Here is a 20,883-nt window from a genome sequence, read left to right as displayed (position 1 = left end):
GAAGTCATCCGCTACGAAAGATGACGCCCCTCCATCACCCGTGACCGCGAATCGCCTCGATCAATTCCGACTTGCGCATCTTCGACCGGCCCGCGATCCCGATCTTGCGCGCCTCGGCCATCAGATCGTCCTTGGTGCGATCCTCCAGACGGGTCGAATTATGCTCCAGCGTGCCCTTTGCCCTGGCATTGGCGATACGGGCCGCTTTTTCCTTGGATTGGCCCTGCTTGCGCAGCTCCTCATACAGGGCGTCATCCTTGATCTGGGCGCCGTGGTCGCGTGCCATGTGACATCTCCTGCTTTCGGCTGCGAAACGCGGTCTTGCCGAAAATGATCCCGCCAACGATGACAAACAGGCGACAAACGCGGACGACGTTCCTATATGCGCCCCGTCTGCCCCTTAGTTGCGAACGTTGCGAGCGCCTCTCCCATGCTGACCACCAACCCCTTCGACGACGACAAACTCCGCGAGGAGTGCGGTATTTTCGGTGTGACCGGCGCCGATGGCGCGGCGGCGCTGACCGCACTCGGCCTGCATGCGCTCCAGCATCGCGGGCAGGAAGCGGCGGGCATCACCAGCTTCGACGGCACGCTGTTCCATACCCACCGCGCGATGGGGCATGTCGCGGGCAATTTCGACCGTGACGACGTGATCCGTGGCCTGCCGGGCGACGTCGCCTGCGGCCATGTCCGCTATTCGACGACCGGCGACACCTCGCTGCGCAACGTCCAGCCGCTTTATGCCGATCTGTCGACCGGCGGCTTCGCCATCGCGCATAACGGCAATATTTCCAATGCGATGAAGCTGCGTCGCGAACTCGTGCGTCGCGGTTCGATCTTCCAGTCGACCAGCGATACCGAGACGATCATCCATCTGGTCGCGACCTCCAACTACCGCACGCTGCTCGACCGCTTCATCGACGCGCTGAAGCAGGTCGAGGGCGGCTATGCGCTGATCGTGATGACGCCCGAGGGCATGATCGCGTGCCGCGACCCGCTGGGCATCCGTCCGCTGGTCATGGGTCGCCTGGACGGCGCGGTGATCTTCGCATCGGAGACGGTGGCGCTCGACGTGTGCGGCGCGACCTTCGAACGCGCGGTCGAGCCGGGCGAGCTGGTCATCGTGCAGGGCACCGAGATTCGCTCGATCCGTCCCTTCCAGGCGGTCGATCCGCGCCCCTGCATCTTCGAATGGGTCTATTTCAGCCGCCCCGATTCGATCGCAGGCGACCAGTCGGTCTATTCGGTGCGCAAGGAGATCGGCGCACAGCTGGCCCATGAGTCGCCGGTCGAGGCCGATCTGGTCATCCCGGTCCCCGATTCGGGCGTCCCCGCCGCAATCGGCTATGCGCAGGCCTCGGGCATTCCGTTCGAGCTGGGCATCATCCGCTCGCACTATGTCGGCCGGACCTTCATCCAGCCGGGCGACAAGGTTCGCCATCTTGGCGTCAAGCTGAAGCACAATGCCAATCGCGCGCTGATCCAGGGCAAGCGGATCATCCTGGTCGACGATTCGATCGTGCGCGGCACCACCAGCCTGAAGATCGTGCAGATGATGCGTGAAGCGGGCGCGGCCGAAGTGCATATGCGCATCGCCTCCCCGCCGACGCGCCATTCCTGCTTCTACGGCGTCGACACGCCGGAGCGTGCCAAGCTGCTCGCGGCCAAGCTGGACCTTGGCGGCATGACCGACTTCATCCATGCCGACAGCCTGTCCTTCGTGTCGATCGAGGGGCTGTACAAGGCGCTGAACGCCTCGCGTGGCGACAAGCCCAGCTATTGCGACGCCTGCTTCACCGGCGATTATCCGACGACGCTGACCGACCATGACGAAACCGCGTCGGTCGACCAGTTCGCGATGCTGGCCGAGCGGGTCGCCTGATGGCGGGTGCGCTCGACGGCAAGCTGGCGCTCGTCACGGGTGCCAGCCGGGGGATCGGCGCGGCGACCGCCATCACGCTGGGCGCGGCGGGCGCGCATGTCGTGCTGACCGCACGTACCCCCAAGGGATTGGAGGAGGTCGAGGAGACGATCTTCAACGCCGGGGGATCGGCTACCATCGCGCCGCTCGACCTGGCCGAGAATGAGGCGATCGGGCGGCTTGCGACGGCGATCGGCGAGCGCTGGAAGGCGCTCGACGTGCTGGTCCTGAACGCCGGGATGCTGGGTTCGCTGGCCGCCGTGCCCGCGATCGACGCCAAGGAATTTGCGCGCGTGCTGACCCTGAACGTCAGCGCGCAGGCGGCGATGATCGCGGCCTTCGACCCGATGCTGCGCCGTTCGAAGGCTGCGCGGGTGATCGGCGTCACCTCCTCGGTCGGGCGCAAGCCGCGGGCTTATTGGGGGGCTTACGGCGCGTCCAAGGCGGCCTTCGAGACGCTGCTCGGCGCTTATGGTGACGAGACGTCCGAGATCAGCGCGATCCGTACCGCCATCGTCGACCCCGGCGCGACGCGGACGCAGATGCGGGCCAAGGCCTATCCGGGGGAAGATCCGGCTTCGGTGAAGGCGCCCGAGGTGGTGGCGGAGCGGATCCTGGCGCTGGCGATCAAGGGGTTCGAGCCCGGGCATTTCGAACGGGTTGGGCTGTAAAAGGGCGTCGGGGCGTGGCCTTCGACTTCGCTCAGGCTGAGCGGAGCTTGGGGTAAAGACCTTCTTCAACCTCCGTTCGGGCTGAGCGAAGTCGAAGGCCAAGGGATACCCTCACCGCCCAATCCTACCGCAACGTCGCGATGATCCCCGCCATCTCGAACACCGTCCCTTGCGCATCGAGTGACAGCCCGCGCGCCGCCCCCGCAAGGTCCTGCGAAGCGGCATAGGCATCGAGCGCCACCTTCAACCCCGGCCCCGAACGCCCCCGCGCACGGCCCGCGATAAAGGCAGGGACGCGATCCAGAAACGCCTCGTACCGCGCCTGCGACGCCTTGCCCGCCAGCGACTTGGCCAGCTTCACCCGCTCGGCGTTGCCGGGATCGCCCGTCTCCGCGATCCGCGCAATGGCGCTATCCAGCCCGGCGATGTTGAGCCCGGCAAACCGCAACGCCCGGCCCGGCGCACCGTCCGCCACCGCGACCAGCGAGGTGATCTCGTTCTCATCCGCTTCGGGCAGCTGCTGGCGCAGCACGCGCGCGACATCGGCGTCGGACAGCCGCTCGAACCGCAGCAACCGGCAGCGCGAGCGGATCGTCGGCAGCAACCGTCCCGGCGCATGGCTGACCAGCAGGAAGACCGTGCCCGCTGGCGGCTCTTCCAGATTCTTCAGCAGCGCATTGGCCCCGCCGCGCTCCAGATCGTCGATCGCGTCGATCAGGACGACCCGCGCCGGACCCATGGCGGGCGCGGTCGCGAACATCGGTTGCAGCGTGCGGACCTGCGCGATGGTGATCGACCGCGCGAGGTCCTGATCCGGTTTCTCGGCATCCTTGGGCAGCCGCGCCATCACCCGGAAATCGGGATGCGACCCCGCCGCCATCAGCCTGGCGGCCGGATGATCCTCCGGCACGGCCAGCCCGGGCGGCAAGGCCCCCGCCCCGCTCGCCCGCGCCAGCAGCCGCGTGGCCGCCGCGCGCGCGAAACTGGCCTTGCCCACGCCCTCCGGTCCGGCGATCAGCCAGGCATGGTGCAGCTTGGCTCCGCCCAGCGCGGCGGCAAAGGCGGCCTGTGCTGCATCATTGCCGACCGGCAGCATGGTCAGGCGATCAACCGAAGAACGAGGTCAGCCCGGCCCAGGCGCGACCGAAAAAGCCCGCTTCGTTGACATCCTTGTCCGCGACCAGCGGCAGGCGCTGGGCGGGCATGTCGGGCGAGGTGACGACCAGATCGGCGATATGCTGGCCTGCCTTGATCGGCGCCTTGATCGGCCCCTGATAGACGACCTTGCCGCTGATCGCGGGGTCCAGTCCGGCGGGCAGCGTCACGGTCAGCTGGCGCGGCGCGACCAGGCCGACCTTGCTCGACGATCCCATCTGGACCTCGGCATCGGCGACCTTCTTGCCCTTGGCGACGACCGGCTTGGCCTGCCACGCGCGGAAGCCCCAGTTCATGAACTTGACCGACTCCTCGGCACGCGCGTTGGAGCTGTTCAGGCCCGCCATCACCATCACCAGACGGCGACCATTCTGCTCGGCCGAGCCGGTGAAGCCGTAACCCGCCTCTTCGGTATGGCCCGTCTTCAGGCCATCGGCACCCGCGACGCGGCCCAGCAGCGGATCGCGGTTCGCCTGGGTGATCGCGTTGCCGCCCATGGTCTTGCCCCATGAGAAATCGCGGCGCGAATAGAATTGCTTGTAGAGCTGCGGGAAGTCCTGGATCGTGTGCTCGGCCAGGTCGGCCAGGTCACGCGCGGTGACATAGGTCACGCCGCCGTCCGGCCAGCCGTTCGACGTACCGAAATGGCTGTTGTTCAGGCCGATCTGCTTGGCGGTGCGGTTCATCCGCTCGGTGAAATTCTGCTCGGTGCCCGCGATATGCTCGGCCAGCACGACGCACGCGTCGTTGCCCGACAGGGTGACGATGCCGTAGAGGAGGTTGGCGACGCTGACCTGCTCGTTCGGCGACAGGAACATGGTCGAACCCGCCTGCGGCCCGTGCCACTTCTTCCACGTCTCCGGCTGCACCGTGACCATGTCGGTCAGCTTCAGCTGGCCCTTCTTGACGAGGTCGAAGGCGACATAGACCGTCATCATCTTCGCCATCGAGGCGGGCGGCATCCGGCGATCGGCATCGCGCTGGAACAGGATCGCGCCCGAGGACAGGTCCTTCATGAAGGCGACCGGCGCGGGCGTGTCGAACTGCGGCGCGGCGGCAACCGAGGGGGTGACCATCGCGACCAGGGCGAGCGGGGCGGCAAAAGATGCGTACAGGGTCTTCATGGGTGTTCCGTGACCAAAGGGAGCCGACAGGTCAATCCTGATGCAGGATGCGGGCGTCGTCATAACCCGCCTCGGCCGCCGCGTCACGCAGCGCTTTGGCGGAATCGGCATTCAGTCCGGCGCGCTCCACCCGCCAGACGCGACCGGCCGGGATCGCGCGGGCGGCGAAGCGCAGGGCCAGCGCCTGGGCACGCGCATGGCTGGAAAAACTGGCGATCTGGACACGGTAGCGGGCCTGGGGGTCGAGCGCGATCGGGCGCGCGACCGGCGGAACGGCACTCGCCCCCGCCAGGATCAGGCCCGGCCGGTCGCCGCCCGGCGACAGCGCGCGCACCCGGATATGCGCGACGGCGCGCCGGTTCGTACCCAGCAGCTTGGCCGCGCCCAGCGACAGATCCGCCACCCGGTCGGCCCGCCCCGGCCCGCGATCCCCGACGCGCGCGACGATCGCCCGCCCGGTATCGACATCCGTCACCTCGACCATCGATTCGAGCGGCAAGGTGCGGTGTGCGATCATCACGTCGTCGGGATCGAAGCGCTTGCCCGTCGCGGTGCGCCGCCCGGCCAGCTCATGCCCGTACCAGCTCGCCTGGCCGGTGGCGTCATATTTGCCGTAGCGCACCGGCGGCGCGTCCTCGGCGGGGGCAGCCGTGACCGGCGTGGCGAATGCCAGCGCCAGCAGCGCGATCGCCTCAGCCCGCAATCGCATCGGCCAGCAACCCCACCGAGAGCGCGTAGAAGTTCGAGCAATTGTAATCCAGGATGACCCGGTAATTGCCGGTCAGCAGATAAGCCGTTGCCCCCTGCCCGTCCGGCTCCATCAGCGTCGCCAGCACCTGATCGTTCGGCCAAGCCGCACCCTGCGGCACGATGCCCATCGCGCGCCACTCGGCGATCGTCCGCCAGCCGCTATGCCGCTCGAACACGCGCGGGCAGCGCGGGCTGACCAGCCGGTTGCGCACCATCGAACGGTCGAACCCGGCGGGCACGGTCACCGCAAAGCCCCAGGGCTGGCCTGCGCGCCACCCGGCATTGACGAAATAATTGCCGATCGAGGCCAGCGTATCCGCCTCGCTGTTCCAGATATCGGCGCGCCCGTCGCCATCGCCGTCCCGCGCGAGCCGCAGATAGATGGAGGGCAGGAATTGCGGATTGCCGGTCGCTCCGGCCCAGCTGCCCTTCAGCTGGTCGCGGGTCACGCCGCGGTCCATCATCTTCAGCGCGGCGATGAACTCGCCCTCGAACAGAGGCCGCCGCCGTCCCTCATAGGCCAGGCTCGCCAGCGAGCGGAGCAGGTCGAAATTGCCGGTATAGGCGCCGTAATTCGTCTCATGCCCCCAGATCGCGACCATGATCGATTCGGGCACGCCCGTCTCGCGCTCGATCCGCGACAGGCGCGGGCGCTGCGCCAGATATTTGGTCCGCCCCCGCCCGATGCGCGCGGCATCGACATGCGCCGCCTTATAAGGGGCAAAGGGGCTGAACCCGCTATTGGCCGGGCCGCCCGGCTGGCGCCGGTCCAGCTCGATCACACGCGAATTCAGCGTCAGCGTCGGCAGCACGGAGTCCAGCGTCGCGCGGCTGACTCCTTGCGCCATCGCGGTGCCGCGCACCTGTTGCAGATAGGTCTGAAACCCGGCCTCGTCCTGCGCGCAGGCGGGTGCCGCGCTGACCGAAGCCGCAAAGATCGACACGATGGCGAGGCGCTTCAGGCGCCGGGTAATGTCCCCCCACATGGATGCCTATGTGCCATAGCCGCGCCGAAGCCGGAACCTCGCACCACCGCAAGGCGGGCACGTCCAGCCGCGCGGCGCGCCCTCAAATCGACAGTGGATTCGGCCAGCGGCTTGGCGTAGAGGCCCCTTCCACCGCGACCCCGGAAGAGTGGCCGAGCGGTTTAAGGCACCGGTCTTGAAAACCGGCGATGGTGCAAGCCATCCGTGGGTTCGAATCCCACCTCTTCCGCCATCGCAATATACAAGCCATTGAAATCCTTGCTTTATTCAATGGATTTCGCTCCCCACCCAACATTTCGACCACCTTTGCATGTTGGGCTGACGTGTGCTGTATCGTGTCTGCAAAAGGGGATTTACAATGGCTTCCGTACCGCCGCGCCGCAGGGTCCGCAGATCACCCCCGCCCGCCCAGATAACGGGCGTCGGCGTCGAGCAGCTTTTCGGCAAATATACCTACGACCACATTCCAATAAATGCGGACAGCGCAAACCAAGGTCGTGTCTCCGTCATATATGGAGACAATGGCACCGGAAAAACAACAATTCTCCGCCTCTTGTATGCCGCGCTTTCAACAGAGAGGCACAGAGGCCTTCGAACATTTATTGCAAAGACTCCGTTGAAAAAATTTTCTATATTTTTTTCTGATGGTAGCTCTATTGACATATTAAAACCGGAGCTAGTTGGATCATACTCTGTAACTTTCAACTTGCCTAATGAAACAGTTGTTATTGGTATAAGCGCTAACGCCGATGATGCGGTCAAATTTCAAGAAGATGTTGTTAAGCTCGAATATTATCTCGGCCGCCTAAATCTTGACGTTTTGTTTGTAGATCACAACAGAGTTGTGCAGTCTACATACGCATTTCTTTCGGACATGCAGGCTTCTGCCAGTAACATACAATTGCTAGCCGAAGCAGAGCAATACGCGCTCAATTATGAAGTGCGCCATCGCGTGGGCGGACGCAGACTCAAGGAGGATGACCTCCAATTCCCGCTACCGCAGGTTGTTGGAGCACTTGAAAATACCTTTCGCTCAATGGCCTACCGACAAGGCGCGGTTGGCGATCAAGGCGCAGCGGCAGTTTACAGTGAAATTGTCAAATCCATAACTAAAGACCGGCGACGCGCTGACGTTGCAGGTCCGGCCAAACCTATTGACATAGTTGCCACGCTGGAAAGCCTAAAAACCACGACAGAATCTTTTATAAAACATGGCCTTCTGTCTGAATACCCGTTTGACGGTCTTATATCTGCCTATAGCAATGCCTCACGGTCAAAGAAGCAGCAGATTGAAACGGTTCTGGCACCGTTTCTTGATTCTATCGAACGCCGACTAAGTGCGTTGGATCAAGTTCACAAAAGAATTACGATTTTTGAAACGGAGTTGTCGAAGTACCTCCCAAACAAATTAGTCTATTTTAACATGCTTGAAGGCCTCGTAATATCTGATGGCACCGACACGCTAAAGTTGGACTCCCTTTCCTCCGGGGAGCGGCAGCTCATATTTCTACTATGTTCGGCCGCAATTTCCAGAGACAAAAGAAGTCTAATCCTGATTGACGAACCAGAGCTTTCACTTAACTATAAGTGGCAGAGAATGATTGCAGGATCACTTGCAAGCATATCGGCTGGCGGTCAGACTCAATATATTCTGGCTTCCCATTCTATTGAAATTATTACTCGCTACGTTGGCTCTTCTTTTGAATTGGCTTCGTCATGATATCCAGAACCGCTGATGAATGGGTTACTGTCGCTAAGATTTCCAAAAACATTAAACACCTCTTTGTTGAGGGAGAAAGTGATGCGAGATTGCTCTCTCACGTTTATGGATACCCTGATGATGTTGATCTTAGGGTTGCCAGAGAGATCGAACGGCCAGACATTCAAAGCCACCCCCTTTGCGGTGGCTTCAAACTACGACTTGTCGATCTAGCAAAGTCGGCGTCGGACGCAAATATTGCCAATCTTAAGTGCTTAGTAGATTCAGATTTCGAGAATTTATCTCCCTACGTGCAGAGAAATGCCAATCTGTTTTTAACCAAGTATGCAAACTTACCGGTTTCAACACTACAATATGAATGGACGAAGGCATTTCTTCTTAAGGCCTACGGCTTTGTACTAAAAGATGCAACGTGGGCCTTCATTGTTGACACTTTACACTTTTGCTTTGTAGCTCGATATTTTTCGGCACGATCTGAAAATCCAAACTCTGCACCGGATATGAGCAAATGTGTTGATTATGCGAAAGGTTTATTTTCATTTAATCAAGTCAAGTACTGCTCCCAGTTCTTTGATTTGAATATCAAATCGACCTCCCCAATCATTAAAAAGATAAAAGATGAAATAGATACTATAAATGATGATGCACGGCGATACATAAATTCAAACGATACGTTCGACATTTTGCATGCCATTCTCCGCGCATCTAAGCTTATTGGTGGAGGCGTCAGCCGAGATGCCGTACGCCAAAGCTTCTTAGGAGCTGCTGATGATGACAGCCTGTTAGAGGGGACGATGGATGCGTCTCAATGGGCTAACCCAGGAGTTTGCAAATGAAATAAATGCGTGTTGTATACGATCGGTTTCGATACATCTCCCTAGGACGTAACGTATAATAGGGAATCGACTTTACGATACACTGGCGATATATGAGCTAGGTATTCGATACAGGAGTCGGTCTCATGGTGCGTACGTTCCTCTACTGCCGCGTCTCGACCGCAGACCAATCAACCGACAATCAGGTAAGCGAGGTCGAAGCCGCAGGCTTTAAGGTGGAGCCGCGCCGTATCGTCGTTGAAACCGTGTCAGGCTCTGTTCCCGCTATGGAGCGCAAGGGCTTCGCGAAGCTGCTCGACCGTATGGAAACTGGCGACGTGCTACTCGTGACCAAGCTCGACCGCCTAGGTCGAAACGCTATGGACCTTCGCTCCACCGTGGATCGGTTGTCAGATGAAGGAATACGGGTTCATTGCCTCGCGCTCGGGGGCGTCGACCTGACTTCCCCCGCAGGCCGCATGACGATGCAGGTTATCGCCGCCGTTGCCGAGTTCGAGCGTGATCTACTCATTGAGCGCACCCAAGCGGGCCTTAAGAGAGCTAAGGCGCAAGGAAAGGCCCTGGGAAGGCCGCAGAGTCTCAATGCGCCCCAACAGGAGGAAATCCTTGCCGCACGAAAGGAAGGCGTCTCATTGGGCGTTTTAGCGGCTAAATACGGCGTATCTCGCGCTGCCATCCAGCGCGTCGAGAAGCGGGCGCAAGGCGTTAATTAAGGCGATGGGCGCAATAACGCAGTTTCATTGAAAAAGCGATCGCGCACCATGCGCCTCGTGAGATGGCTGATTGTTATTGCCCAGGAAGCAGACCGGCTCTTTCGCAAAGGTAACTGTTAAGCTCTTTTCCTGGCGAGTCTATGGATAGATGTTTTATAACGTTGTTTTCTATTACGGCGGAGAAGGCCATCTTTCCTGAATAACCCCCCATTCTATTTTTGGAATTTACATATCCGCAAGTCACCCATCCAAGGACGCGCTTTTCAAACAAGTCAGGCTTCCAAGAAGCATGCACAAATAGAGATGACCACTTATATTCAGCCGAGTGGGGATCAATAAGGCGGTCTGTTATCGCTTCTTCAATTGTCACTCGCCATTTTTCCCATACCTTCTTTTCATCTTCGGCAGGCTTTATTGGGTCTTCTTTGAAGACGTAAGGGATACCCTGCCGCCAAGAAAAGTAAGCCGTAGCCGCGCCTTCCCAATTGGTTACGCCATTCGACGTGTGGTCGCGGATTATATCCGACATTTTTTGACGCTGGACCTCTGTCGTGGCCTGTGCACCCCAAGCGGTATGCAGTCGGTTTGCATACTTATTATCGATCGCTGCGCATGCAGGAGAGCCGCAAGTTTGCATGACCGATTGAGCAGCGCAAGGAAGTGCGGCTAGGAGCACCGCACTTGCAAGGACCATTGCCTTCTTAATCTGCAAAGAAAATGAGCGCATGAAACCTCCCTGAAATATGGAGGCTTACCCGACCATGAGCCGGGTGTGGTTACCTCGCACTAGGACAAGGCCCGCCGCTTTTGGGACGAGTCCTTGGACAGCACGACGGCACCCGGCCGAAAGCGTATCTCGACCGGACCTAGTGTCAGCGGGGTAACCAGCCCCACGCTTGGTTTTTTGCCAAAGCGCATGAGGGGAATGCCTCAATCAATTGGATTGATCAAGATGGAAACAGACGAAGTCCTACATACAAATAAAATGCTGCTAAAACTAGTACCTCCCCTGGGCTCCTGTGCCAATGTTACCTCACACCAATAATTCCTAAATGCTAACTCGAAAATATAGCGTATAGAGAATCGGCCATAGAAGCCCGTACAGCGATTTTGTTGGCTCGTTGCACGATATTACTTGCCTAACCCGGAATCGTGCTGTACGGGGCTCTAATGGCAATATGAAGGAGATTTGCAAATAGGATAAGAATGAGTAAAGTTTTAATCGGACATGCAACCATGAGAGAAATGGTTGATAGGGTGGAACCCGACACCTTTATTACGCTAAGCGTGAAGCAATCCCTGCCCGCAGTCTTGGGGCCTCACTTCGTAGGCAATCATGAGCGGTATGACAGGGTAATGGCGCAAACCTTGAAGAAGGTTGGCGAGAAGATTTACGGTAGACGTAAATCACGTCGCAAGGGCCATCTCATAAAAAATATTAGCACCCTAGAGCGGGGCGAAGATGGTCGCTGGCACATACATTGTTGCCTAAAACGGCCCGATCATGTTAGTATTGAACAATTCAAAGAGACATTCCTAAAATGCTGGGAAAAATCTCGATGGTATATGCGCAAACATGACTTTCAAGAAATTGATGGTAACGCGGCATATTATATAATGAAGACCGGACAGGATAGTATCCTAGTAGAATCGCTACATTTTTGATTATTTGCGCTCAACGGCGAGCCCCTTCAAACGCGATATCTGCTCTCGGTTTTCAACCTCACGTACATTTTGGACGTTTTACAAGCCAGCCCTAGAAAGCTGTACTTGTCTTTATTTGTGTCTGAATAAGAAAGATAAATATAAAATAACTTGGATATAAAATTTTACAAATGTTATATGAAAGTTAACTCTATAACATGAAATTCAATAAAAACGTTAAAATTATTAAACAAAATATAATCCTTCATATTACCAGCCTTTATTCGACGGAATTGCCATCTCCCGGCTTTCAAGCCAGCTTTCCAGATCGGACATACGCCAACCAACTGCACGTGGACCTGGCTGGATCGGACGAGGAAATAGGTCTCGATCCATCGCGGCATAGATGGAGCTACGGCTTAAGCCGACCATCTTTTCCACGGCAGGACGACGAAGAATTTGAGTATTCATTTTGGCTCTCCAAAAACCTGATGAACACTCGAAATCCCATTTTTCAAACAGCGTCAATGGGCTGATTTTGCTTGATAATTTACATGCTTTAAACAAAATTACCTATGATGACGAAAACAAAAATCGTCCCTTCAATCGCCTGAAACATCAGCGCTTTTTGAGGGCGCTTTTGAAATGTAGTCAGACCAATCCGCCATTAAAATTTTTCGCTTATCCAGCAGATCGGATCGATTATAGGCAGCTTCGACCTTGTCTTTCTGCTTATGGGCCATAGCGAATTCCGCCACCTCCCTGGGGTGATTCGCAACCTCTCCCGCCCAAACCCTAAGCTGCTACGGAACCCATGGGGCACGGCGTCGATACCCTGCTCCCTGACAAGCTTGGATAGCGTCATATCCGATAAGACCTTTCCTCGAAGGCTAGGAAACACGAGGTCGCAATCATCCCGCCTCAAAGCCTTGGCTCTTTCTAGGATGGCCATCGACTGTTGAGTTAAAGGGACCCGATGATCCCGCTTCATTTTGGTCCTGCTTCCAGGCACGACCCATACCCGGTCATCAAGGTTTATCTCTGACCACATCGCGCCCCGAACCTCCCCAGACCGGCACACCGTATGAAGGAGGAACTCGAAAGCGAGCTTAGTCGCGTCCAAAGCGCAACTTTCAGATATTTTCTTAATCGCGAAATAAACCTCACGATAATGCAAGGCTTTCATATGATTTACGATTGAAGTATCTTGCTTAGGTAAAGCCTGCTTTATGTTCGAAGTCGGATCATCGCTTCTATATCCCTGGGCTACACCCCATTTCAACACGGTACCTATACGCTGTTTTACGCGCCTAGCTGTCTCTGGCTTGGAAAGCCAAATGGGTATAAGAGCATCAAAAACATCCCTACTATCTATTTTATCTATGCGCTTATTGCCAATAACCGGGACCGCATACTTCTCTAACGTTGCAAGCCACTGCTTTTGATGTTTTTCACTACGCCAAGTTGTTTCATGATGGCCATGCACAATAGATACGGCTTTTTCGAACGTAGGAATGGTCTGTGAACGCCTTTTAGCGGCAAGAGGGTCTTCACCTGCCCTGGCAAGCTTTCGCTGCTCTAGCGCCTTCTCTCGGGCTTCTTTCAAGCTAACAAGCGCAACAGACCCTAGGCCCAAGTCTCGACGCTTACCGTGAATGACGATGCGTTGAATCCAGCGCTTAGCCCCGGATGCATCGACTTTCAGGTATAAACCCTGCCCGTCATTATAAAGGCCCGGCTCTTTCGCTGCCCTGACGGCGGCGGCGGTTAGGCGGTTATCCTGATGGCGACCAGTTGGCTTCGTTCCTGACATAGCCCCACATACCGTACCACATTCAAAAAGCGAATAGCCTCGCATATGCTGGAACGTGCTGGAACCTATTGTTTAAATAGTCAAAAGAAACAGCATGTTATAGAATTTTATGGAACTTGCTGGAACTACCTATGGAAGACACCTCTTCCGCCATCCGACGCTCGCGTCGATGCGCTTTCGGGCTTGATGAACCCTATCGCCGTTCGCCCGTTAAGAACCCACGCAATTTCAGGTAACTGGCTTTCCGCCATCGCCTGCGACATTGCCGGGAGAATGATCGCATGGCGAAGATGACGCTGCCTGAGCTGGCGAAGAAGATGGCCAGGCTCGATTTCGCGATGCTCGCGACGCAGAGCGCGTCCGGGGCGATGACGGCACGGCCGATGAGCAACAATGGCGATGTCGATTATGACGGCGACAGCTATTTCTTTGCCTATGCCCAGTCGCGCAAGGTCGCCGAGATCCAGGCCCAGCCGCTGGTGACGCTCAGCTATACCGGAGCGGTCGGTATGCTGGGTGGGCCGCCCCTGTTCGTCGCGATCGAGGGGCGCGCCGCGCTGATCCAGGACCGTGCGCAGTTCGCGGCGCACTGGACCAAGGATCTGGACCATTATTTCCCCGATGGCATCGACACGCCGGGCGTGGTGATGATCCGGGTCCATGCCGAGCGCATCCGCTATTGGAACGGCGAGGACGAGGGCGAGATCGCCGCCTGAACCCTTCCCTTGTCTTTCGTGAAGGACATCGACATGAGCGATTACGAAACCTCGCGGCGCGGCGTCCTGGGCGGGGCGGCGTTGGGGTTGGCGGCAACGGCCGCGCCGGGCACGGCGATGGCGCAAGCGGGTGGCGACGGCGTGCCCAGCCTGCGCGATCCGCGCTCGGCCTATACCCGCACGCCCTTCCCCGAGCAGCGCCAGCCTTGGCCCGCGCTCGCCAGCAAGATGACGCCGCGCCCCGATCATGGCGAGACCAGCTATCGCGGATCGGGCAAGCTGACGGGTCGCAAGGCACTGCTGACCGGCGGGGACAGCGGCATCGGGCGCGCCGCCGCCATCGCCTTTGCGCGTGAAGGGGCCGATGTCGCGATCAATTATCACCCCAGCGAGCAACCCGATGCGCGCGAGGTCGCCGACCTGATCCGTCAGGCGGGGCGCAAGGCGGTGCTGCTGCCCGCCAACATCCGCACGCAAAAGGCCTGCGAGGAGGTGGTGCGCAAGGCGATCGCGCAGCTCGGCGGGCTCGACCTGCTGGTCAACAATGCCGCCTATCAACAGTCCAAGGCGGACATCATGGAGATCAGCGACGAACAGTTCGTCCGCACCTTTGAGACGAACGTCTATCACGTCTTCCGCTTTTCCAAGGCGGCGATCCCGTCGATGCCGCCAGGATCGGTCATCATCAACACCATCTCGCAGAACAGCTATGATCCGGGCGAGGACCTGATCGACTATGCATCGACCAAGGCGGCGATCCAGAATTTGACCCGCGGCATGGCCAAGCAGCTGGCGAAGAAGGGTATCCGCGTCAACGCGGTGTCGCCCGGCCCGATCTGGACCCCGCTTCAGGTCGCGGGCGGGCAGTTGCCGGGCAAGATGCACGAGTTCGGCCAGGACACCTCGCTCGGCCGCGCAGGGCAGCCCGCCGAACTGGCCTCGCTCTATGTCGCTCTGGCGAGCGGCGAGGCGACCTTCTCCACCGGCACCGCCGTCGGCGCGCATGGCGGCAAGGGCTTTCCATAAGCAGGGATCATGACGCGAAGTTCATGTTATGATCCTTGACTTGGGGGCGGTGAAGGGTGCTCCATCGGGCGTAAACTCCCGATTGCAGGATCATCATGAAGCGCTTTGCTTTTGCCGTCGCCCTCCTCGCCTCCTCCGCCGCCATTGCCCAGACGGGTCTGTTGCCTGGCGTCGACAAGGCGCTGATCGACCCCAGCGTCAAACCCGGCGACAATTTCAACGACTATGCCAATGGGACGTGGATCAAGACCGCGCAGATTCCGGCGGATCGCTCCTCGATCGGCGTCGGGCTAGACGTGTCGCTGCGGGCCGAGGCGCGCACCGCCGCGATCATCAAGGGGGCTGCATCGGCCAAGGGCGCGCCCGGCAGCGATGAGCAGCGGATCGCCGATTATTATACCGCCTATACCGACACGGCCGGGATCGAGGCGCGCGGGCTGAAGCCGATCCAGGGCGACCTCGCCGCCATTGCCGCGATCAAGGACAAAAGCGACCTGTCACGCGCGATCGGCGCGGCGATGCGGTCGGACACCGATCCGTTCAACAACAATAACTACGCCAGCACCAACGACCTGTTCGGCCTGTTCGTCAGCCAGGACCTGAACCACCCGACCCGCAACGTGCCCTATCTGATGCAGGGCGGGCTCGGCCTGCCCGACCGGGATTATTATCTGTCGGACAAGCCGGAGATGGCGGAAATCCGCACCGCCTACCGCGCCTATCTGACCCAGTTGATGACGCTGGCCGGGCTGTCCGATCCGCAAGGAAGGGCCGACCGGGTCTTCGCGCTGGAGATGAAGATCGCCGCCGCGCAGACCGACATCATCGCCAGCCAGGACGCGCATAAGGGCGACAATCCCTGGACCCGCGCCGATTTCGACGCCAAGGCGCCGGGCATCGACTGGAACGCCTTCTGGACCGCATCGGGCGTACCCGCCAGCCAGCGCGACTTCATCGCATGGCAGCCCGACGCGATCACCAAGCTGTCGGCGCTGGTCGCCAGCGAGCCGCTGCAGAGCTGGCAGGACTGGCTGGCCTTCCACAGCATCAACCAGGTGACCAGTTCGCTGCCCAAGGCGATCGACGATGCGTCGTTCGGCTTTTACGGCCGTACGCTGAACGGCACGCCCGCGCAGCAGCCGCGCCAGAAGCGGGGTATCTCCGCCGTCAACGGCGCGCTGGGCGAAGCGGTCGGCAAGATCTACGCCGCACGCTATTTCCCGGCCTCGTCCAAGGTCGAGATCCAGAAGATGGTGAAGAACATCGTCGCCGCCTTCGACCGGCGCATCGCCGCGCTCGACTGGATGGCGCCCGCGACCAAGAAGGAAGCGCGCGCCAAGCTGGCGGTGCTGAAGGTCGGCGTCGGCTATCCCGACCATTGGTGGAATTATCCGAAGTTCGAGGTTCGCGCCGACGACCCCGTCGGCAATGCCCAGCGCGCCAAATTGTCCCTCTATCGCTATCACCTGACCAAGCTGGGCAAGCCAGTCGATCGCGGCGAGTGGTGGATGACGCCGCAGACGGTGAACGCGGTCAACCTGCCGCTCCAGAACGCGCTGAACTTCCCCGCCGCGATCCTCGAGAGCCCCTATTTCGACCCGAAGTTCGACGCGGCGGCCAATTACGGCGCGATCGGATCGGTGATCGGGCATGAGATCAGCCACAGCTTCGACAATCTGGGGTCCGATTTCGACTCCACCGGCCGCCTGCACAATTGGTGGACGCCGTCTGACCTCAAGCGCTTCGAGGGAGCCGGTCAGGCGCTGGTCGCGCAGTACAGCGCCTATGAGGCATTGCCGGGCCTTCATCTGAACGGCGAGCAGGAACTGGGCGAGAATATCGCCGACGTCGCCGGGCTGACCGCCTCCTATGAGGCGTACAAGGCCTCACTGGGCGGCAAGCCCGCGCCCGTGATCGACGGGCTGACCGGCGACCAGCGCTTCTTCCTGGCCTTTGCGCAGAGCTGGCGGACCAAGATGCGCGAAAAGGCGCTGCGCGCGCGGATCGCGACCGATGTCCACGCGCCGGCCCCGTGGCGCGTGCTGACCGTGCGCAACCTCGACGCCTGGTACGGCCCGTTCAAGGTGCAGCCGGGCCAGAAGCTGTACCTGACCCCGGAACAGCGCGTCCACGTCTGGTAAGTCTTTTCTCATGCTCCCCTCTCCCCTGGACAGGGGAGAGGGTTAGCGGAGCTTGCCAGCCTGCTGGCTAGCGCAGCTTGGGTGAGGGGTCGAGCGAGCCGGAGGCTCGCGCGCTCGGCTAGCGAGCGCAGCACCCCTCACCCAGCTCCGACTAAGCCTTTGCTTTCGCAAAGACCAAGTCTGCGCAACCCTCTCCCCTCTGAGAGGGGCGAGGGAACATAAATGACGAACATCGTTCGAATGGGCGGCATTCGATCATCGCGTTGGCCAACCATCCGTCACCACCAAGCCAACCTTATCGCCCCCCAAGGAAGCCTTGCGCCCCAATTCCCAGCATCGGTGTAGAGATACGAGCAACAAGTCTCATCTTGATAAGAATAGGGGGAATGATCCTATGCGCACCGCGCGATCCATGCTGCTTGGCGGCACCATGTTGCTGAGCCCGCTGCTGGCGGCACCCGCCCTGGCCCAGAGCACGACCGAGCCGACCGCCCAGACCGAGGCCGAACCCGCCGCCGCCCCGGCGCAGAACGACATCGTCGTCACCGGCACCCGGGCACAGGGGCGCAGCCGCCTCGACTCCGTGTCGCCGGTCGACGTGCTGAGCGGCAACGCCCTGCGCGCGCAGGGAACGACCGAGCTGGCCCAGGCGCTGTCAAGCGTCGCCCCCTCGATCGACTTCCCGCGTCAGGCGGCGGTGGACGGCACCGATGCGATCCGCCCCGCCACGTTGCGCGGCCTGTCGCCCGACCAGACGCTGGTGCTCATCAACGGCACGCGCGCGCATACCTCCGCGTTGCTCAACATCAACGGCTCGATCGGACGCGGTGCGGCAGCGGTCGACCTGAACACCATCCCCACCGTCGCGCTCGACCGGGTAGAAGTGCTACGCGACGGCGCGTCGGCGCAATATGGCTCGGACGCGATTGCGGGCGTGGTCAATCTGCGACTGCGCGAGGCCCGCTCGGGCGGCGGGGCGAACGTGACCTTCGGCACCTTCGCCACCCAATATGACGCCGCGCGCACCTCGCGCTCGGTCCGCGACGGCGAGTCCGTGACGATCAGCGGCTGGAAGGGCTTCGGCCTGGGCAGCGACGGCTTCCTCACCCTGTCGGGCGAATATGTCGCGCGCCAGCCGACCAACCGCGCCGATATCGACCCGCGCGGCCCCGCGCCCTTGCGCATCCGCGCCCGTTTCGGCGATCCGCAGATCGAGCAGGGCACGGTGTACCTCAACGCCGCGCTGCCGCTCGCCGACAGCGGCTGGACCGCCTACGCCAATGGCGGTTTCCAGCAGCGCAGCAGCGAAAGCGCGGCCTTCCCGCGTGTCGCGGGCGCGAACAACGTAAATGCCGAGGCGGTACGGGGCCTGTATCCCGACGGCTTCCTGCCGCTAATCGGCACCACTTCGCGCGACTATAACGCGACCGGCGGCGTGCGCGGGACGATCGGCGACTGGAATGCCGACCTGACCGTCAGCTATGGCCGCAACACGATCGACTTCGCGACGCTGAATTCGGCCAATTCGACCTATGGCAATGCGACGCTGCGCAACTTCGACGATGGTCGCCTCACCTATGACCAGCTCGTCACCGGGCTGGACCTGTCGCGCGAATATACGCTGGGCGCGGCGGTCTTCAATGTCGCGGCGGGGGCCGAATATCGGCGCGAAGGCTTCAAGATCGATGCGGGCCAGCCCGAAAGCTACAACCGCGCGCCCGGCGCGGCGGCCAACCTGGCCTCGGGCGCGCAGGGCTTTGTCGGCTTCCGGCCCGAAAACCAGGTCGATGCGCATCGCAGCAACGGCAGCCTGTACCTGGATGTCGAGGCCAAGCTGTGGGATCGCCTGACCCTGGGCGCGGCGGTGCGGGGCGAGAGCTATTCGGACTTCGGCGAGACGGCGACCGCCAAATTCTCGGCCCGGTATGACGTGGCCCCGTGGCTGGCCTTCCGGGGTACGCTGTCGACCGGCTTCCGCGCGCCGTCGCTGCAACAGCAATATTATACCTCGACCCAGACGCTGGTGACCAACGGCACCATCCTGGAGACCGGCCTCTATCCGGTCGACAGCCCCCTTGCCCGCAGACTGGGCGCGCTGCCACTGGAGCCGGAGAAGTCGCGCAACTATTCGCTGGGCACGGTCGTGCGCTTCGGCGGGTTCAGCCTGACCGTCGACGGCTATCGCATCCGCATCCGCAACCAGATCGTGCTGTCGGAGAATATCCAGTCCTCAGCCAGCACCCAGGTTGGCGACCTGCTGTCCCCCTTCGGGGTGCAGGCCGCGCGCTTCTTCATCAACGGCGTCCAGACCACGACCAAGGGCCTCGACATCGTCGCGGCCTATAACTGGCGCAGCGAGACGCTCGGCAATTTCAACCTGAGCGCGGCGGCGAACATCAACGACCTGTCGGTCGATCGCGTGCCGACCTCGACCGCGGCGCTGAACCCCGCGCCCAGCCTGTTCGGCCGCAATCGCATCCTGACCATCGAGCAGGGCACGCCGCGCACCAAGATCGTCGGCTCGGTGGACTGGACCCGCCAGGCGGTCGGCGCAACGCTTCGCGCGGTGCATTATGGCGATGTGCTGCAACCCGGATCGGTCGTCGCCAACGACCTCTATACGGGTGCGCGCACCATCGTCGATCTCGAGGGGCGCTATCGCTTCAACGACAATGTGTCGTTCGCCCTGGGCGCATCGAACCTGTTCGACGTCTATCCCCGCACGACGCCCGCCGCGCTCAACAACAATGGCGTGACGGCATTCCCCTATTACTCGCCCTTCGGCTTCAACGGGCGGCAGCTTTACGGCCGGTTGAACCTGACCTGGTAAGGCCCGCCAATTCCTCCCCATCGTCAGATGGGGAGGGGGACCGCGCTCGAAGAGCGTGGTGGAGGGGCACGGGCACCGGCCCCTCCACCACCGCTGCGCGGCGGTCCCCCTCCCCAAGCGAGCTTGGGGAGGATTTTGATCAGCGGGTCAATTGCGCTTGAAACGCCTGCATGGTGCATAGCCCTATGACGCCGCGCGCCTTGCACCCCGCGATCGGCAGCACCGCCACGTAAGGCGCCTCCACCGCCGGATCGGCCAGCGTGCGAATCTGCTCGATAGTCTGCGACCGATACAGCGCGCGGACATAGGCTTGGCCCCGCGTATCGACCAAGCGCTCCAGCACGATGGCCCCGCCCGGCGCGGGATCGTCCGCGGCCAGCCCCGGCACCTTCCAATGCAGGTCGAGCAATCCACCCAGGCTCGCGATATTGGTGTCGTGACCCGAGATCATGGTCACGACCGGCCCCTTGCCCCGCGCCAGCCCCTGAACCACCAGCGGCGCGATCCCCGCCATATTCGCCTTGGCGACATAGCGCGGCCGGGCGAGAAGACGGAACTCCTCCGCATGGAACACGCCCAGCCGCTCGATATCGGCGGGAGTCGCACGCCCCCAGCCCACCTCAGCCATCGGCTTGCCTTCGGCATATTCGAGCAGCAGGATTTGCGCCGCCGTCGACGCCCGGTCGACCGCGCCCGTCAGCTTGGGCCGCTTGCCGGGTTTGGCCGGGGCCAGTCCGGTCGGCTTCTGCCGCACGCCGCAGTTCAGCGAAGCGGGCGCGCAGAGGATCGCGTCCAGCCGCGCCAGTTCGGGCGCCAGCCGCGTGTCGAGCGCCGCCA

19 protein-coding genes, 1 tRNA gene and 1 pseudogene are annotated in these 20,883 nt (G+C 60.8%); 11 read left to right on the top strand and 10 right to left on the bottom strand.

The annotated features are described in order from the left end of the window. Positions 1 to 34 precede the first annotated feature (34 nt). Positions 35 to 286 (bottom strand): DUF7218 family protein, encoded by a 252-nt coding sequence (locus BSZ14_RS12215; RefSeq protein WP_076711133.1) that lies wholly within the window; start codon positions 284 to 286, stop codon positions 35 to 37. Between the two features lie 144 nt (positions 287 to 430). Between BSZ14_RS12215 and purF the strand changes: the two genes are divergently transcribed. Both purF and BSZ14_RS12205 read left to right on the top strand, forming a co-directional pair. Next, a complete protein-coding gene (purF, locus tag BSZ14_RS12210) occupies positions 431 to 1,882 on the top strand; it encodes an amidophosphoribosyltransferase (RefSeq protein ID WP_174435530.1) in 1,452 nt (483 codons plus the stop codon). After that, a complete protein-coding gene (locus BSZ14_RS12205) occupies positions 1,882 to 2,592 on the top strand; it encodes an SDR family NAD(P)-dependent oxidoreductase (RefSeq protein ID WP_076711132.1) in 711 nt (236 codons plus the stop codon). The genes purF and BSZ14_RS12205 overlap by 1 nt, the downstream gene beginning before the upstream one ends. A 124-nt stretch (positions 2,593 to 2,716) precedes the next feature. Here BSZ14_RS12205 and BSZ14_RS12200 read toward each other — a convergent pair whose 3' ends face one another. The 4 genes from BSZ14_RS12200 to BSZ14_RS12185 are packed head-to-tail and all read right to left on the bottom strand — an operon-like array spanning position 2,717 to position 6,607. After that, positions 2,717 to 3,688 carry an AAA family ATPase gene (locus tag BSZ14_RS12200; protein WP_076711131.1) on the bottom strand — a complete coding sequence of 324 codons (972 nt, stop codon included), beginning with the start codon at positions 3,686 to 3,688 and terminating at the stop codon, positions 2,717 to 2,719. 10 nt (positions 3,689 to 3,698) lie between these two features. Beyond that, complete coding sequence (locus tag BSZ14_RS12195) at positions 3,699 to 4,871, bottom strand: D-alanyl-D-alanine carboxypeptidase family protein (RefSeq protein ID WP_076711130.1); 1,173 nt, start codon at positions 4,869 to 4,871, stop codon at positions 3,699 to 3,701. Between the two features lie 31 nt (positions 4,872 to 4,902). Next, positions 4,903 to 5,580 carry a septal ring lytic transglycosylase RlpA family protein gene (locus BSZ14_RS12190; RefSeq protein WP_083748233.1) on the bottom strand — a complete coding sequence of 226 codons (678 nt, stop codon included), beginning with the start codon at positions 5,578 to 5,580 and terminating at the stop codon, positions 4,903 to 4,905. Next, entirely contained in the window at positions 5,564 to 6,607 is a 1,044-nt protein-coding gene (locus BSZ14_RS12185; RefSeq protein WP_076711128.1) for a lytic murein transglycosylase, read from the bottom strand. Before BSZ14_RS12185 ends, BSZ14_RS12190 begins: the two co-directional genes overlap by 17 nt. Positions 6,608 to 6,749: 142 nt before the next feature. Between BSZ14_RS12185 and BSZ14_RS12180 the strand changes: the two genes are divergently transcribed. The 4 genes from BSZ14_RS12180 (at position 6,750) to BSZ14_RS12170 (ending at position 9,876) form a co-directional block, all read left to right on the top strand. After that, a tRNA-Ser gene (locus BSZ14_RS12180) sits at positions 6,750 to 6,839 on the top strand. Between the two features lie 126 nt (positions 6,840 to 6,965). Then, entirely contained in the window at positions 6,966 to 8,327 is a 1,362-nt protein-coding gene (locus tag BSZ14_RS12175) for an AAA family ATPase (protein ID WP_076711127.1), read from the top strand. Continuing rightward, complete coding sequence (locus BSZ14_RS19345; protein WP_139330435.1) at positions 8,324 to 9,163, top strand: hypothetical protein; 840 nt, start codon at positions 8,324 to 8,326, stop codon at positions 9,161 to 9,163. Before BSZ14_RS12175 ends, BSZ14_RS19345 begins: the two co-directional genes overlap by 4 nt. Positions 9,164 to 9,288: 125 nt before the next feature. Beyond that, positions 9,289 to 9,876: a recombinase family protein gene (locus BSZ14_RS12170; RefSeq protein ID WP_076711126.1), complete on the top strand. Its 588-nt coding sequence runs from the start codon at positions 9,289 to 9,291 to the stop codon at positions 9,874 to 9,876. Between the two features lie 73 nt (positions 9,877 to 9,949). Here the strand turns inward: BSZ14_RS12170 and BSZ14_RS19340 are convergent, their stop codons facing one another. After that, positions 9,950 to 10,603 carry a hypothetical protein gene (locus tag BSZ14_RS19340; protein WP_139330433.1) on the bottom strand — a complete coding sequence of 218 codons (654 nt, stop codon included), beginning with the start codon at positions 10,601 to 10,603 and terminating at the stop codon, positions 9,950 to 9,952. A 479-nt stretch (positions 10,604 to 11,082) separates the two neighbouring features. Here BSZ14_RS19340 and BSZ14_RS20330 point away from each other — a divergent pair, with 479 nt between their 5' ends. Beyond that, positions 11,083 to 11,541 carry a rolling circle replication-associated protein gene (locus tag BSZ14_RS20330; RefSeq protein ID WP_445190545.1) on the top strand — a complete coding sequence of 153 codons (459 nt, stop codon included), beginning with the start codon at positions 11,083 to 11,085 and terminating at the stop codon, positions 11,539 to 11,541. A 249-nt stretch (positions 11,542 to 11,790) separates the two neighbouring features. Here the strand turns inward: BSZ14_RS20330 and BSZ14_RS12165 are convergent, their stop codons facing one another. The 3 genes and pseudogenes from BSZ14_RS12165 to BSZ14_RS20325 form a co-directional block, all read right to left on the bottom strand. Next, positions 11,791 to 12,048, bottom strand: a complete 258-nt coding sequence (locus tag BSZ14_RS12165) for a helix-turn-helix transcriptional regulator (RefSeq protein ID WP_198930506.1) — start codon at positions 12,046 to 12,048, stop codon at positions 11,791 to 11,793. Positions 12,049 to 12,122: 74 nt separating this feature from the next. Further along, entirely contained in the window at positions 12,123 to 12,263 is a 141-nt protein-coding gene (locus BSZ14_RS20065) for a hypothetical protein (protein ID WP_241823741.1), read from the bottom strand. A gap of 62 nt (positions 12,264 to 12,325) precedes the next feature. Beyond that, positions 12,326 to 13,333, bottom strand: a pseudogene (locus BSZ14_RS20325) (tyrosine-type recombinase/integrase); the annotation flags it as partial. A 281-nt stretch (positions 13,334 to 13,614) separates the two neighbouring features. On the opposite strand from BSZ14_RS20325, the gene BSZ14_RS12155 reads away from it, so the two are divergent. The 4 genes from BSZ14_RS12155 (at position 13,615) to BSZ14_RS12140 (ending at position 20,046) form a co-directional block, all read left to right on the top strand. After that, positions 13,615 to 14,049: a pyridoxamine 5'-phosphate oxidase family protein gene (locus BSZ14_RS12155; RefSeq protein WP_076711124.1), complete on the top strand. Its 435-nt coding sequence runs from the start codon at positions 13,615 to 13,617 to the stop codon at positions 14,047 to 14,049. Positions 14,050 to 14,082: 33 nt separating this feature from the next. Beyond that, positions 14,083 to 15,075, top strand: a complete 993-nt coding sequence (locus BSZ14_RS12150; RefSeq protein ID WP_076711151.1) for an SDR family oxidoreductase — start codon at positions 14,083 to 14,085, stop codon at positions 15,073 to 15,075. 95 nt (positions 15,076 to 15,170) lie between these two features. After that, positions 15,171 to 17,216, top strand: a complete 2,046-nt coding sequence (locus BSZ14_RS12145; protein ID WP_089413643.1) for a M13 family metallopeptidase — start codon at positions 15,171 to 15,173, stop codon at positions 17,214 to 17,216. Positions 17,217 to 17,610: 394 nt separating this feature from the next. Then, positions 17,611 to 20,046 carry a TonB-dependent receptor plug domain-containing protein gene (locus tag BSZ14_RS12140; protein ID WP_083748232.1) on the top strand — a complete coding sequence of 812 codons (2,436 nt, stop codon included), beginning with the start codon at positions 17,611 to 17,613 and terminating at the stop codon, positions 20,044 to 20,046. Between the two features lie 139 nt (positions 20,047 to 20,185). On the opposite strand, the gene BSZ14_RS19675 is transcribed toward BSZ14_RS12140, so the two are convergent. After that, positions 20,186 to 20,883 (bottom strand): histidine-type phosphatase (locus BSZ14_RS19675; RefSeq protein WP_338012087.1); only part of this gene is annotated, 698 nt, incomplete at its 5' end.

This window comes from Sphingomonas sp. Sph1(2015), from assembly GCF_001970915.1.
GTDB classification, from domain to species: Bacteria; Pseudomonadota; Alphaproteobacteria; order Sphingomonadales; family Sphingomonadaceae; genus Sphingomonas; species Sphingomonas parapaucimobilis.
Note: the sequence above shows the minus strand (reverse complement) of the source record. Positions and strands in the feature narration are given on the sequence as shown.

Bases quoted from the DNA above. Each gene is read 5' to 3' on its own strand.
- BSZ14_RS12215 (WP_076711133.1), bottom strand. From the start codon at position 286: ATGGCACGCGACCACGGCGCCCAGATCAAGGATGACGCCCTGTATGAG.
- BSZ14_RS12175 (WP_076711127.1), top strand. From the start codon at position 6,966: ATGGCTTCCGTACCGCCGCGCCGCAGGGTCCGCAGATCACCCCCGCCC.
- BSZ14_RS12190 (WP_083748233.1), bottom strand. From the start codon at position 5,580: ATGCGATTGCGGGCTGAGGCGATCGCGCTGCTGGCGCTGGCATTCGCC.
- BSZ14_RS20065 (WP_241823741.1), bottom strand. From the start codon at position 12,263: ATGGCCCATAAGCAGAAAGACAAGGTCGAAGCTGCCTATAATCGATCC.
- BSZ14_RS12200 (WP_076711131.1), bottom strand. From the start codon at position 3,688: ATGCTGCCGGTCGGCAATGATGCAGCACAGGCCGCCTTTGCCGCCGCG.
- BSZ14_RS12150 (WP_076711151.1), top strand. From the start codon at position 14,083: ATGAGCGATTACGAAACCTCGCGGCGCGGCGTCCTGGGCGGGGCGGCG.
- BSZ14_RS20330 (WP_445190545.1), top strand. From the start codon at position 11,083: ATGAGTAAAGTTTTAATCGGACATGCAACCATGAGAGAAATGGTTGAT.
- BSZ14_RS19345 (WP_139330435.1), top strand. From the start codon at position 8,324: ATGATATCCAGAACCGCTGATGAATGGGTTACTGTCGCTAAGATTTCC.
- BSZ14_RS12205 (WP_076711132.1), top strand. From the start codon at position 1,882: ATGGCGGGTGCGCTCGACGGCAAGCTGGCGCTCGTCACGGGTGCCAGC.
- BSZ14_RS12140 (WP_083748232.1), top strand. From the start codon at position 17,611: ATGCGCACCGCGCGATCCATGCTGCTTGGCGGCACCATGTTGCTGAGC.
- BSZ14_RS12185 (WP_076711128.1), bottom strand. From the start codon at position 6,607: ATGTGGGGGGACATTACCCGGCGCCTGAAGCGCCTCGCCATCGTGTCG.
- BSZ14_RS12155 (WP_076711124.1), top strand. From the start codon at position 13,615: ATGGCGAAGATGACGCTGCCTGAGCTGGCGAAGAAGATGGCCAGGCTC.
- BSZ14_RS12145 (WP_089413643.1), top strand. From the start codon at position 15,171: ATGAAGCGCTTTGCTTTTGCCGTCGCCCTCCTCGCCTCCTCCGCCGCC.
- BSZ14_RS12195 (WP_076711130.1), bottom strand. From the start codon at position 4,871: ATGAAGACCCTGTACGCATCTTTTGCCGCCCCGCTCGCCCTGGTCGCG.
- purF (WP_174435530.1), top strand. From the start codon at position 431: ATGCTGACCACCAACCCCTTCGACGACGACAAACTCCGCGAGGAGTGC.
- BSZ14_RS12170 (WP_076711126.1), top strand. From the start codon at position 9,289: ATGGTGCGTACGTTCCTCTACTGCCGCGTCTCGACCGCAGACCAATCA.
- BSZ14_RS19340 (WP_139330433.1), bottom strand. From the start codon at position 10,603: ATGCGCTCATTTTCTTTGCAGATTAAGAAGGCAATGGTCCTTGCAAGT.